The organism is Bacillus sp. FJAT-27001 (genome assembly GCF_019039175.1).
GTDB classification, from domain to species: Bacteria; Bacillota; Bacilli; order Bacillales; family Bacillaceae; genus Bacillus; species Bacillus velezensis.
On the sequence record NZ_JAHOAA010000001.1, the window covers coordinates 444,877 to 457,742 of the forward strand.

11 protein-coding genes are annotated in these 12,866 nt (G+C 48.6%); 1 reads left to right on the top strand and 10 read right to left on the bottom strand.

Annotated features, from left to right (window positions below):
- Positions 1-4 precede the first annotated feature (4 nt).
- The 7 genes from priA to BGM27_RS01625 all read right to left on the bottom strand — a co-directional run bounded on the left by priA (position 5) and on the right by BGM27_RS01625 (position 8,528).
- On the bottom strand, positions 5-2,416 hold the full coding sequence (gene priA / locus BGM27_RS01595) for a primosomal protein N' (protein ID WP_007409746.1): 2,412 nt from the start codon (positions 2,414-2,416) through the stop codon (positions 5-7).
- Entirely contained in the window at positions 2,413-3,633 is a 1,221-nt protein-coding gene (gene coaBC / locus BGM27_RS01600) for a bifunctional phosphopantothenoylcysteine decarboxylase/phosphopantothenate--cysteine ligase CoaBC (RefSeq protein ID WP_003154345.1), read from the bottom strand. The genes priA and coaBC overlap by 4 nt, the downstream gene beginning before the upstream one ends.
- 90 nt (positions 3,634-3,723) lie before the next feature.
- Positions 3,724-3,927 (bottom strand): DNA-directed RNA polymerase subunit omega, encoded by a 204-nt coding sequence (rpoZ, locus tag BGM27_RS01605; RefSeq protein WP_003154346.1) that lies wholly within the window; start codon positions 3,925-3,927, stop codon positions 3,724-3,726.
- Positions 3,928-3,930: 3 nt separating this feature from the next.
- Positions 3,931-4,545, bottom strand: coding sequence for a guanylate kinase (gmk, locus tag BGM27_RS01610; protein ID WP_003154347.1), 615 nt, complete (start codon positions 4,543-4,545; stop codon positions 3,931-3,933).
- 7 nt (positions 4,546-4,552) lie between these two features.
- Entirely contained in the window at positions 4,553-4,822 is a 270-nt protein-coding gene (remA, locus tag BGM27_RS01615; RefSeq protein ID WP_003154355.1) for an extracellular matrix/biofilm regulator RemA, read from the bottom strand.
- A gap of 76 nt (positions 4,823-4,898) precedes the next feature.
- Positions 4,899-5,774 (bottom strand): YicC/YloC family endoribonuclease, encoded by an 876-nt coding sequence (locus tag BGM27_RS01620; RefSeq protein ID WP_007409745.1) that lies wholly within the window; start codon positions 5,772-5,774, stop codon positions 4,899-4,901.
- 81 nt (positions 5,775-5,855) lie between these two features.
- Positions 5,856-8,528, bottom strand: a complete 2,673-nt coding sequence (locus BGM27_RS01625) for a calcium-translocating P-type ATPase, SERCA-type (RefSeq protein ID WP_007409744.1) — start codon at positions 8,526-8,528, stop codon at positions 5,856-5,858.
- Between the two features lie 119 nt (positions 8,529-8,647).
- Between BGM27_RS01625 and BGM27_RS01630 the strand changes: the two genes are divergently transcribed.
- Complete coding sequence (locus tag BGM27_RS01630; RefSeq protein WP_007409743.1) at positions 8,648-10,354, top strand: Rqc2 family fibronectin-binding protein; 1,707 nt, start codon at positions 8,648-8,650, stop codon at positions 10,352-10,354.
- A 442-nt stretch (positions 10,355-10,796) separates the two neighbouring features.
- Here BGM27_RS01630 and BGM27_RS01635 read toward each other — a convergent pair whose 3' ends face one another.
- From BGM27_RS01635 to cobA, 3 genes are read right to left on the bottom strand one after another with little or no spacing between them, the layout of a single operon-like run.
- Positions 10,797-11,285 (bottom strand): precorrin-2 dehydrogenase/sirohydrochlorin ferrochelatase family protein, encoded by a 489-nt coding sequence (locus tag BGM27_RS01635; RefSeq protein ID WP_007409742.1) that lies wholly within the window; start codon positions 11,283-11,285, stop codon positions 10,797-10,799.
- Positions 11,266-12,051 carry a sirohydrochlorin chelatase gene (locus BGM27_RS01640; protein WP_007409741.1) on the bottom strand — a complete coding sequence of 262 codons (786 nt, stop codon included), beginning with the start codon at positions 12,049-12,051 and terminating at the stop codon, positions 11,266-11,268. The genes BGM27_RS01635 and BGM27_RS01640 overlap by 20 nt, the downstream gene beginning before the upstream one ends.
- Complete coding sequence (cobA, locus tag BGM27_RS01645; RefSeq protein ID WP_007409740.1) at positions 12,052-12,825, bottom strand: uroporphyrinogen-III C-methyltransferase; 774 nt, start codon at positions 12,823-12,825, stop codon at positions 12,052-12,054.
- Between the last annotated feature and the right edge of the window lie 41 nt (positions 12,826-12,866).

Consider the following 12,866-nt stretch of genomic DNA (forward strand, 5'->3'; position numbering starts at 1 on the left):
AATGTTACATCAGCATGTACGGATTCATATCGATTGAAATCATGACATGCTTTTGCGCAATGTCGCGTTTATAGTGCTCCAGTATCTTTTTCAACTGAATCTGCAACTCGTTTTCCTGTCTGTATTTTATCACGCATTGATAGCGATATCTATCTTTGATCCTGGCGATCGGGGAAGCCGCCGGCCCGAGAATTTTCGTATCAGGCCCGCATCCCGCTCTTAAATAGTTTGTAATCTTTTCTGCGGTGACCGCGGCTTTTGCCGCTTCTTCATGAGAAACGGTCACCAGCGCCACGTAATAATAAGGCGGGTATGACTGGGCCCGTCTGTGCGCCATTTCCTGCTGAAAAAAAGTTTCATAGTCATGCGTTTTCGTCAGCTGAATGCTGTAATGAGACGGTGTATACGTTTGAATGACCACCGTTCCCGGCTTTTCATGCCGCCCGGCCCGGCCGCTTACCTGCGTCAGCAGCTGGAATGTCTTCTCCGCGGCCCTGAAATCAGGGATGTGAAGCGTCGTATCTGCGCTTAATACTCCGACGAGCGTCACGTTCGGAAAATCAAGCCCTTTTGCGATCATCTGCGTACCGAGCAGGATATCCGCTTTTCCTTCACCGAACGCTGACAACAGTTTTTCATGGGCGCCTTTTCTTGAAGTGGTGTCCACATCCATCCTGATTACGCGCGCCTTAGGCAGCACTTTCGTAAGCTCCTCCTCCACACGCTGCGTTCCCGTGCCGAAAAAGCGGATATGTTCGCTGCCGCATTCCGGGCATGTTCCCGGGACAGGTTCCTCATGGCCGCAGTAATGGCATTTCAGCCTTTGTCCGTAGCGGTGATAAGTCATCGAAATGTCGCAATGCGGACATTGCGGCACATAACCGCAGTCCCGGCACATCACAAACGAGGAATACCCCCGTTTATTCAGAAAAAGGACGGCCTGCTCTTTTTTTGCAAGCTTCTCTTCCAGCTGTTCCATCAGTTCTCTTGAAAACATTGATCTGTTGCCGTTTCTCAGTTCTTCTCTCATATCAACGAGAGAAACGTCAGGCATGAGCTGGCGATTTACGCGATGTTTTAATGGAAGCAGCTCATAAACGCCTTTTTTCGCCCGCGCAAATGACTCCAATGTCGGCGTGGCGCTCCCGAGGACGACCGGACAGCTGTGATGCTCGGCCCGGCGGATGGCTACGTCCTTTGCATGATACCGCGGCATTTCCTCCTGCTTATAGGAAGATTCGTGCTCTTCATCAATAATGATCATGCCGAGATTTTCAAACGGGGCAAAGATGGCCGATCTGGCTCCGACGACAAGCCGGACTTCCTTGCGCTGAATCTTCCGCCATTCATCGTATTTTTCACCTGTGGATAATCCGCTGTGCATGACCGCAACCTGTGAGCCGAAGCGGCCTTTAAAACGGTTGACCATTTGCGGTGTCAACGAGATTTCCGGAACGAGCACGATGGCTTCTTGTCCTTTTGCCAGCACTTTCTCAATGGATTGCAGGTAAATTTCCGTTTTGCCGCTTCCCGTGACGCCGTGAAGCAGAAAGACGTGATGGACATGATCGGCTACAGCTTGTTTAATCGGCTCAAAAGCGGCCTGCTGCTCTTCTGTAAGAGAGAGCGGCTCTGTTTTTTTGAACATTCTGTCCTGATAAGGATCGCGGTAAACCTCCTCAAAGCTTTCCGTAAGAAGCCCCTTTTTAAGAAGCGTTTTCAGCGTCGCGGAACTGGAATCGGTCTTTTTGCAAAGCTCGGCCGCGGAAATCTTTGCTCCCCCGCCGATAAAATAAGTAAGCACGGCGAGCTGTTTAGAAGCCTGCTTTGTCAATGAATCTGCGTGCCGGGCGAGTTCTTCTTTGTCCGCCCCCGCTTCGATCATGCGGATCATTTTTTTATTCGTTTTTTGGGCGACTTTATATGTGACATCAATGCTTCCTTTGCGCACGAATTTTTGAAGTGACGAAAGAATGCTTTCATCGGTAATATCCGAGTACAGAAGACTTTTTTGATTCCTGAAAAGCTGTTTGATGTCCGGTGTCAGCGCTTCTTCGTCAACGACTTTCAGCTCTTTCTCGTACTTCGCCTTCAGTGCGGCGGGCAGCATTGCCTGAAGCGCCGTGATTTTAAACGACAGCGTTTTGTCAGAAAGCCATGAAGACAGCTGCATCAGTTCCTCAGTCAGAACGGGCGTCAAATCAAGAAGCTTCTCGACTTCCTTCATTGAGCCGCCGTTTAATTCAGACGAATCTTTCAAACCGGTCACAAATCCTTGAAGCTTGCGCGGGCCAAACGGGACAATCACCCGCATGCCGACTTCGATCATCCCTTTTAAATGATCGGGAATTTTGTAATCAAAGGGTCTGTCAATGTTTTTGGAGCTGACATCGACAATAACTTCTGCTACATTCATACGGGTTTTCGGTCCTCGGCTTTCAAAGCGGTCATTTCCTTCAGCATTTCAAAGGAAACGTCAAGTTTAGACATAAGCGCAAGCTCCCGTTTTCTTCCGTCCCGGAAATAGAAGGTGACGACATTCGTATCCGTGCCAAATCCGGCCCCTTCTGCTTTCACATCATTCGCAACGATCATATCAAGGTTTTTCTGTTCGAGTTTTCTGCGCGCATAGCGTTCGACGTCTTGCGTTTCAGCCGCAAAACCGACCAGCAGCTGGTGTGTTTTCCGTTCGCCGAGTTCTTTCAGTATGTCTGCCGTACGGTTGAATTCGATCACGAGCGAACCGTCTTTCTTCTTCATTTTGTGATCAGAAACAGCCGCCGGCGTAAAATCGGCCACGGCCGCCGTCTTAATCACCATGTCGCATGAATCAAACACAGAAAGCACGGCTTCTCTCATATCGGCTGCCGATTGCACAGGAAGAAACTGATACAGCCCGACTGGCGGCTCTATTGACACCGGGCCTGAAATCAGCGTCACCCGCGCCCCGAGACGGACGGCGGCTTCAGCAGCGGCGTAGCCCATTTTGCCGGTGGATTTATTTGTGAAGAAGCGGACAGGGTCCACGGCTTCGCGCGTCGGACCGGCCGTAATGACAATATGTTTTCCTTTCAGCGGCGCATCGTCTTCAGGCTCCTTAAAATGCTCTCTGACACGCTCAACAATAAGCTCCGGCTCCTCCAGCCTTCCTTTGCCGACATATCCGCATGCCAAATAGCCTTCACTCGGCTCGATAAAGCGGACCCCGTCCTGATAAAGCACAGAGATGTTCCGTTTCACCGCCGGATGATCATACATATGGACATTCATCGCAGGCGCCACCCAGACCGGGGCCTCAGCCGCCAGCACCGTCGTTGTGAGCATATCGTCAGCAATTCCGTTGGCAAGCTTTCCGATGATATTTGCCGTAGCGGGCGCGACAATAATTAAATCCGCCCAGTCAGCGGCATCAATATGAGAAATCACCTTCGGATTTTGTTCATTAAATGTATCTGTATATACTTCATTCCGGCTCAGCGCCTGAAATGTCAGCGGAGAAACAAACTCACGCGCGGACTCAGTCATAATCACTTTGACGTTTGCGCCGGCCTGAACCAGCTTGCTCGTGAGTGCGGAAGCTTTATAAACGGCAATTCCTCCGCTTACGCATAGCAGAATGTTTCGGTTTTTCATGAAGTCTTCTCCCCTTTATGAAAGCATTGGACAAATCCCAAACGGAAAAAAATAACAACCTATGTAGAGATAGGTTGCTACGTGTGCTTGTTATTCGCTGTCTTCTCTTTCAAACGAAAGCAGGCCCGCGTCAATTTCTTCTAAAGCTTTGCCTACATATTTGTGAGAAATGGTATGTTCAATCTGCTGGTCTTTTTTGATCTGCATTTCACGCGCGCGTCTTGCAGACACGGTCACCAGCGTATATTTAGAATCTAATTTATTCATTAAAGAGTCAATTGACGGATCTAACATAAGTTATTCTACCTCCAGCATTTTCTTATATCTCGGAGCGACGCGTTCACGTTTTAAGTGCTCGGCGAGAACGATTGCGTTAATCTTATCACAAGCCGTTTGGATATCGTCGTTTTCAACGACATAATCATACGCGTCCATCATTTCGATTTCAGCTTTTGCGGCATTCATTCTGTTTTCGATTAAATCGTCGGTTTCAGTCCCTCTTGTCACGATTCTGTTTTTCAGCTCAGAAAGACTCGGCGGCGCTAAGAAGATAAACAGGCCTTCCGGAAATGCATTCCGCACTTGGAGCGCGCCCTGCACTTCAATCTCTAAGAAGACGTCTTTTCCTTCTTGAAGCGTCTGTTCGACATAATCAACGGGCGTTCCGTAATAGTTGCCGACATATTCTGCCCACTCAAGCAGTTTGTTGTTTTCAATCATGCGTTCGAATTCATCTCTGGATTTAAAGAAATAATCGACGCCATCGACTTCGCCCTCTCTCGGGTTTCTCGTCGTGACTGAAATTGAGTATTCAAATTTCGTGTCCTGTTGTGAAAATATTGCTTGCCGAACCGTTCCTTTTCCAACTCCGGAGGGACCTGAGAGAACGATTAATAACCCTCTTTCTTTCATGCGGCAATTACCCCTGCCCTTCATCCATAATTTCTTCTTTCACAGAAAGTCTGTGTGCAACTGTCTCAGGCTGGACGGCAGATAAGATAATGTGATCACTATCCATGACGACAACTGCACGGGTTCTTCGTCCGTATGTAGCGTCTATTAGCATTCCGCGGTCTCTTGCATCCTGGATCATTCGCTTTATTGGCGCAGACTCCGGGCTGACAATCGAAATCATCCGATTGGCGGAGATGATATTGCCAAATCCGATATTAATCAGTTTAATCGTCATCTTCTACGTTCCCCCTGTAAAATAGACGTCTCTAGTGTAACCTGAAGAGGCCGTCTGTAAACAATACGCACAGTCGCTATTCTATATTTTGCACTTGTTCCTTCAATTTTTCAATAGAACTTTTCATTTCAACGACAAGCTTTGTGATTTGATGATCATTGGCTTTTGAGCCGATCGTGTTCGCTTCTCGGTTAAGCTCCTGAACAAGGAAATCAAGTTTGCGGCCGACTGCCCCGCCTTCTTTTAATATATCACGGAATTGAACAAAATGGCTCTTCAATCTGGTAATTTCTTCCGTTATATCAGAACGATCGGCGAAAATGGCGCATTCCGTGATCAGCCTGCTTTCGTCGAGCGCATCCTCCGTCCATTCCTTCATTCGGGCGTAAAGACGCTCGCGGTATTGAATAACAACGGCCGAAGCGCGCTCTTTCACCTGTTCGGACAGCGTCTCAAGCCGCTCAATGTGCAGAAAGCAGTCTTCCGCCAAAAGCCGTCCTTCTTTTTCCCTCATGTCACAAAGTTCCTTTACAGCCAGCTCAGCGGCTTCCCTGATGACTTCTTCAAGCTTGTCATCACGCATTTGTTCTTCGTGTATCTGCGCAATATGTTCAAATTTAAAGAACTCCATTGCATCGGGTTCTGCGGCCAGGCTGTAGCGCTCTTTCATGACGCGTGCGGCGCTCACATATTCATCAAGGAGCTCCCAATCGATGTTCAGGCTTCTTTTTATGAGCGCGTCACTGTTTACAGTGAGAAACAGCTCTACTCTTCCGCGCTGTATATGCTGCAATATCGTTTGTTTCAGCTTATCCTCTACATATAGCAAAGGCCGTGGCAGGCGGGCGTTCACTTCTTTGAACCGGTAATTGACGGATTTCAATTCAACGGTTGCCGAGAGATCGCCTTTTGTGCTGCTTGCGCTGCCGAAGCCTGTCATACTCCGTATCATATGAAACACCCAATTCTTTCCCGTTATCAAAATAAAAGGGCAATAGACATGCTATTACCCCTAAGATTATATCATATGGAATTATTTTTTTCTTGTCAAAAGTGAACCCGCCAGCAAAAAAGTAGGTATGCCCGACATACCGATAATCAGCATCCAATCGCCCGGCGTAATCGGCACTGTTTTGAAAATCGGCTGCAGCGGCGGATAATAGATGACGATGACCATCAGGAAGATAGAAGAAATGATGGCCCCGAGCAGATAGATATTTTCAAACGGATTCCGGGAGAAAACAGACGTTTCGCTCCGGCAGTCAAACACGTGTATAAGCTGAGCCAGGACAAGAGTCGCGAATGCAACGGTCTGTGCGTAGGGCAGATTTTCAGGATTGCGGTGATAGACGATGATAAACGCTAAAATGGTTGCAGCTCCGATTAAAAACCCTCTTGATACGACTTTCCAGCCCAGTTTTCTCGCAAACACTCCTTCTTTCGGGTGCCGCGGCTTCCGCCTCATCAGGTCTCCTTCCGGCTGATCCATACCGAGGGCCATCGCCGGCAGCCCGTCAGTGACTAAGTTCACCCACAGTATCTGAATCGGAACGAGCGGCAGCGGCAGAGCGAGAAGCATCGCAAACAGCATCACTAAAATTTCACCGACGTTGGAGGCGAGCAAATACCGGACGAATTTTCTTATATTTTCATAGATATTCCGTCCCTCTTTTATGGCTGATTTAATCGTAGCAAAGTTATCATCTACCAGAATGAGAGAAGAGGCTTCCTTTGCCACATCCGTTCCCGTCACGCCCATGGCAACGCCGATATCTGCCTGCTTTATGGCCGGCGCGTCATTAACCCCGTCTCCCGTCATGGCGACGACGTGTCCGTTTTCCTGGAACGCTTTGACGATTTTTAATTTATGTTCAGGCGACACACGTGCGAAGACGTAGACATCATCGACCGTTTCGATAAGTTCTTTCTCCGTAAGCTCATTCAGCGTCTTCCCGTCCATCACACGCCCCTTTTTCGGAAGAAGACGCAAATCTTTCGCAATGGCCTTTGCCGTTTCGACGTGATCCCCTGTGATCATAACCGTTTTAATGCCGGCTTCACGGCATTCTTTAATCGCCTGTCTGACCTCCGGACGGGGCGGATCAATTATGCCTGACAAGCCGAGCATCGTCAGATTTTTTTCCGCCTGCTCCATTGTCGGTTTTTCTCCGGGCTTAAGCGGTTTATAAGCAATCCCGATCGTACGCAAAGCTTGCGACGCCAGCTCTTTCAGAACCGCTTCCGTTTCTGCTTTCTTTTCTCCAGAAAATGGCGCGCTTCTTGCGTCGTACATCAGATGTGACGAGCGGTCAATCAGCACATCGGGCGCTCCTTTAGTGATGACGAACTGCTTTTTTTCCTGATCCTCTACAATGACGGTCATCATTTTGCGGACGGAGTCAAACGGAAACTCGGCAACCACGCGGTAGTGCCCGCTGAGCCAATCGTTTGAATAGCCGCCCTTTCTTGCAGCCGTCAGCAGCGCTCCTTCTGTCGGATCGCCGTCGAGTACATAATGGCCGTCTTTCAGTGCGATTTCGGATGTGTTGCACAACGCGCCGAAAACCAGCATCTGTTCAAGAATCTTCTCATCTTTCGGCTTGATTTCCCGCTCATCTCGGGTGAAAACGCCCTCCGGCTCATAGCCGATGCCTGACACTTTAAATGTTTTTCCCCCTGACCACATATGGGTGACGGTCATTTTGTTTTGTGTCAGCGTGCCGGTTTTATCAGAACAAATGACAGAGGCGCAGCCCAATGTTTCAACCGCCGGGAGCTTTCTGACAATTGATTTTTGTTTGATCATGCGCTGGACGCCGATTGATAATGCCACCGTAACAATGGCGGGAAGCCCTTCCGGAATCGCGGCGACGGCCAATGACACCCCGGCCAAAAACATGCTGTAAAGCTCATGTCCCTGTAAGACGCCGACTGCAACGACCAATACCGTTAAAAGGAGCGCGACGATAATTAAAATTTTGCCGAGCTCTTCAAGTCTTCGCTGCAGCGGTGTTGAAAGGCTGCCGGCGGATTCCAGCATATCGGCGATTTTCCCCATTGCCGTATTCATTCCTGTACCGACGACGACGCCGACACCGCTGCCGCGCGTTACGATCGTACCCATAAACGCCATATTGCTGATGTCGCCTAACGAAACATCCGGCTTTCTCAGTTTATCAGCTTGTTTAACCACCGGAATTGATTCCCCGGTCAGCGCCGATTCCTCAATTTCAAGGCTTTTCGCTTCAACGATCCGCACATCCGCGCCAATCCGGTCGCCGCTTGAAAATTTCATGATATCGCCGGGAACGAGCTCCTTGGACTGAATTTTCTTCCAGCTCCCGTCCCGCAACGCTGACACATACGGCGTTGACAGCTCTTTTAATGCATGTAAAGACTTTTCCGCCCGCCGCTCTTGAAAAAAACCGAGAACCCCATTGACAAATACAATCGCCATAATCGCTACGGCATCTACATATTCGCCTAAAAACCCGGATATTAAGGTTGCCGCCAGCAGCACGAGCACCATAAAATCTTTAAATTGGGCGAAAAACACGGCGATCGCCGGTGTCCTCTTGCCCTCCTGAAGCTCGTTCGGTCCGTGCTTTTCAAGGCGTTTTTTCACCTCTTTTTCGGTCAACCCCTGTTTAATGGACGTATTTGTTGCTTTCAGCAAATCGGTTTGTCCCATTTCATGAAACTTCATTCTTCTCGTCCACTCCCCTGCCTCGCTTTAGAGATGTCACTCTGTAAACAAGCTTATTCTGACTCGTCCCTTTTCATGCTATAATTATCGAATGCAGGAAGAAGGAAAGGGTGTTTTATATGTCTTTTGATGGCATGTTTACATACGGAATGACACATGAATTAAACAGCCGGATCGCCGGAGGCCGGATTACGAGAGTCCATCAGCCTTTTAAGCACGATGTGATATTTCATATCCGCGCTAACGGAAAAAACCATAAATTATTATTATCGGCGCATCCGAGCTATTCACGGGTGCACATGACAAACCAGGCCTATGAAAATCCGAGCGAGCCGCCGATGTTTTGTATGCTGCTCAGAAAGCATATCGAAGGCGGATTTATTGAGAAAATAGAACAGGCCGGATTAGACCGGATTATGATATTCCGCATAAAAAGCAGAAATGAAATCGGCGACGAAACCGTCAGAGCGCTGTATGTTGAAATTATGGGGCGGCACAGCAATATTATTCTGACTGACGGAGAAGGAGCCATCATCGACGGGCTGAAACATTTATCTCCGTCGATGAACAGCTACCGGACCGTTCTGCCGGGATATGATTACAAGCTTCCTCCCGCTCAGGAAAAAATTTCGCCGCTTGCCGCGGATGAAGAGGACGTTTTGCGTTATCTCAGTTTTCAGGAAGGACGGCTTGACCAGCAGATCGTCAGACACTTCTCCGGTGTTTCTCCGCTGTTTGCAAAAGAAGCCGTGCACAGAGCGGGCCTCGCTAACAAAATAACGCTGCCGAAGACGCTGATTGAAATGTTCCATGCCGTGAAAGATTGCAGGTTTACACCGAACATTACGACAGCCGGCGGAAAGGAATACTTTTATCTCCTGTCTCTCACACATGTAAACGGAGAAGAGCGCACCTTTCACTCACTGAGTGAGCTGTTGGACCGGTTTTATTTCGGCAAGGCGGAACGCGACCGCGTCAAACAGCAGGCTCAGGATCTCGAGCGGTTTGTCGCAAACGAACGGAAAAAGAACGCCAATAAGATAAAAAAGCTGGAAAAGACGCTCGACTACTCAGAGAATGCGAAGGAATTCCAGCTATACGGCGAACTGCTGACGGCAAATTTGTACATGCTGAAAAAAGGTGACAAAGAAGCGGAAGTCATCAATTATTATGATGAAGAAAGTAAGACATTGACCATCCCTTTAAATCCGAACAAAACACCGTCAGAAAACGCGCAGATGTATTTTACTAAGTATCAAAAGGCGAAGAATTCCGTCGAGGTGGTAAAAGAACAGATCCGTCTGGCCGAGGAGGAAATCGCTTATTTCGATCAGCTGATCCAGCAGCTCTCCTCCGCCTCCACAAAGGATATTCACGAAATAAGGGAGGAGCTTGTGGAAGGCAAATATCTGCGACCGAAACAGCAGCGAGGACAGAAAAAACAGAAGCAGCACGTTCCTGTTTTGGAGCAATATGAATCTTCACGGGGATTGACGATTCTTGTCGGCAAAAACAATAAACAAAATGAGTACTTAACGACAAAAGCTGCCGCAAGGGATGATTTATGGTTCCACACGAAAGACATTCCGGGTTCCCACGTTGTGATTAAAAGCAGCGATCCGGATGAACAATCCATACTGGAGGCGGCTGCGATCGCCGCTTATTTTTCCAAGGCGAAAGATTCCGGCTCCGTTCCCGTTGATTATACAAAAATCAGACACGTGAAAAAGCCAAACGGCGCAAAGCCCGGATTTGTCACCTATGACAGCCAGCATACCGTATTTGTCACACCTGATGCCGACCTTGTCATACGGCTGAAAAAATAAACGCACCTCCAAGCTGAAACCCGCACTCAGCTTGGAGGTGTTTTTTATTACGTATAAACGGAGACGACACTCTCCCAGCCGTCAGAACCGATCTTTACAATATCTGATCAGTTTCCCGTCATGTCTGCCTGATCCGCCGGGGCCGTCTCTGATTAAAACGGTCACACCTGATTTGGCGGCGGATACTATCACCTTCCCTCGTCAAACCTGAACACATCCGGCCCAGTTAATATAATCATGCCGGGTCTCTGACCTTTCCTTTGTATGCGGGCGGAATCCAGGCGGCATTGGGATCAGATAGATATTCCGCGTCACTTCGCAATCCTGACCGCTTGCCGGCATATACCGTTCAAACTGCCCGCTTTCGTTTTGAATTGTTCACAATCGGGGACTGTCAGGACAGTATAAAAAACACCCTGCCTGATGACAGACAAGGTGTTTTTTATGGTCTTCTTCTTTTCTCAAATAATCGATCCACTTCTTCAGCCAAATCAGCAGTAATGAGATGCTCTATGTCCTCAGCCAGTCTTTTCGTATGTGCCGGGCTTGCGCCGCTTGTTGATACGGATACTTGAATGCGCCCTTTGCGGATGATCTTCGGCATATACACGCTGCCCTGTTCAGCATCGCTTACACAATTGACCAGCTGCGTTTCAGAAGCGCTCGCGGCTATCTCCTGATTCACGCTGCGGTCATTTGTCGCGGCAATGATGAAAAAAGCGGGCGCGAGATCCTTCATTTCAATTTTACGGGAAACCCAGCGGATGCGCCCTTCATCCGCCAGCTGTTTAATTTCAGGCAGGGCATCGGGACTGATTACAGTAATATCCGCGTCTTCCGGAAGCACCGTTTTGAGCCTTCTTAAGGCAACATTGCCTCCGCCCGCGATGATAATTCTTTTTCCGCTTAAATTAATGTGCAGAGGCAGCATACTGTCCCCCCTTAAAATCAAACTGACCGCCGGGGTTTCGAACAGCTTCTGACACACGGTTCAAAAACGCCTGCTTAATATGCGGGTGAAAACCTAAGTATGAAGCGAGATGAACATTTTGATTGACCGTTTGAAGCTTTTGAACTTCCCGTTCAATCTCAGTCATTAAAAGCCCGGTAAACAGAAGATATGGAACGATAAAAACGGGTGCTCCGTCATCCTCTTCAAGGCCGGCAAACACTTCTTTATAGTGCGGATCACATGCTGTTAAAAAACAAGGGATGACTTCTTTAACAGGTGTAATCGCCTCAAGTTTTCCGGCAATCTCACTGACTGCGTTCTTAACTGCCGGATCTGTGCTTCCTCTTCCGATCAGCACCACTTTCGCCTGCTCAATGGGCACTCCGGTATCTTCAATGCGATGATGCACCGCTTTTACGACTTCATCGTCCACTCCGATCGGAACACCATATGTCACTTTTATATCGGGATGCAGGGCCGCCGCACGGGCGATTTCAGCCGGAATGTCATGTTTTGCGTGGGCAGCGGTCAACAGCAGCAAAGGCACGGCCGCAATATGAGTGGCGCCTTGTCTGACACATGCTTCAAATCCCGCTTCAATAGACGGTTCCTGCAGTTCTAAAAAACAAATTTCCTGAATGGGAGCGTCAGCGTGCGGCATGCACCCTTTTAAAAACGCCGCCGACTCTGTCTGCGCTTTTTTCAGCCTGCTTCCGTGCCCGATGTATAAAATCGCCTGCTTCATTTACAACGCCTCGCTCAAATCCAGATTTTTCTGTTCAGATGCATACCAGTCCAGTTTGCAATGATAATTGACGACATCGCCGATAACAATTAAGCTCGGGTTTTTGATTTCTTCTTTTATCACTGTGTCTGAAAGCGTGCCGACGGTGCAGACGACTGTTTTTTGCCTGTCCGTCGTTCCCCAATGAATAAAGGCTGCCGGGGTGCCGGCGTCTCTGCCGTTTTCCAGCAGCATTCTTTCAATCTGCCGGATATTTTTAATTCCCATATAAATCACCAGCGTATCAATGCCCGTCGCCAGCGCTTTCCATTTTTCTTCAAAGTCGTCTTCTTGTTTATAATGTCCCGTAACGAATGCGACATTGGAGCTCGCCTCTCTGTGCGTCACGGGAATGCCGGCATAAGCAGCAGCCGCGATTCCTGATGTAATGCCGGGAACGATCTCAAACGGAATGGCGTTTTGCGCGAGAGCCTCCGCTTCTTCGCCTCCGCGGCCGAAAACAAACGGGTCGCCCCCCTTAAGCCTTACAACGGTTTTCCCCTTTTTCGCATACTTCACAAGGAAACGGTTGATCGTATCCTGTTTCATAATGTGAAAATCCGGGAGCTTGCCGCAGTAAATCAGATCCGCTTCTTCTCCGGCATACTGTAAAATCTCTTTGCTTACCAATCTGTCATATAATATAACATCCGCTTTCTGTATGGCTTTCATTGCCTTCACCGTTAATAAGTCCGGATCTCCCGGACCGGCTCCAACGATAAATACTTTCCCCATAGCATGTCTCCCCGATCCGTTTTGAAATCTTCCCAGAACAG

Bases quoted from the DNA above. Each gene is read 5' to 3' on its own strand.
- priA (WP_007409746.1), bottom strand. From the start codon at position 2,416: ATGAATGTAGCAGAAGTTATTGTCGATGTCAGCTCCAAAAACATTGAC.
- coaBC (WP_003154345.1), bottom strand. From the start codon at position 3,633: ATGAAAAACCGAAACATTCTGCTATGCGTAAGCGGAGGAATTGCCGTT.
- rpoZ (WP_003154346.1), bottom strand. From the start codon at position 3,927: ATGTTAGATCCGTCAATTGACTCTTTAATGAATAAATTAGATTCTAAA.
- gmk (WP_003154347.1), bottom strand. From the start codon at position 4,545: ATGAAAGAAAGAGGGTTATTAATCGTTCTCTCAGGTCCCTCCGGAGTT.
- remA (WP_003154355.1), bottom strand. From the start codon at position 4,822: ATGACGATTAAACTGATTAATATCGGATTTGGCAATATCATCTCCGCC.
- BGM27_RS01620 (WP_007409745.1), bottom strand. From the start codon at position 5,774: ATGATACGGAGTATGACAGGCTTCGGCAGCGCAAGCAGCACAAAAGGC.
- BGM27_RS01625 (WP_007409744.1), bottom strand. From the start codon at position 8,528: ATGAAGTTTCATGAAATGGGACAAACCGATTTGCTGAAAGCAACAAAT.
- BGM27_RS01630 (WP_007409743.1), top strand. From the start codon at position 8,648: ATGTCTTTTGATGGCATGTTTACATACGGAATGACACATGAATTAAAC.
- BGM27_RS01635 (WP_007409742.1), bottom strand. From the start codon at position 11,285: ATGCTGCCTCTGCACATTAATTTAAGCGGAAAAAGAATTATCATCGCG.
- BGM27_RS01640 (WP_007409741.1), bottom strand. From the start codon at position 12,051: ATGAAGCAGGCGATTTTATACATCGGGCACGGAAGCAGGCTGAAAAAA.
- cobA (WP_007409740.1), bottom strand. From the start codon at position 12,825: ATGGGGAAAGTATTTATCGTTGGAGCCGGTCCGGGAGATCCGGACTTA.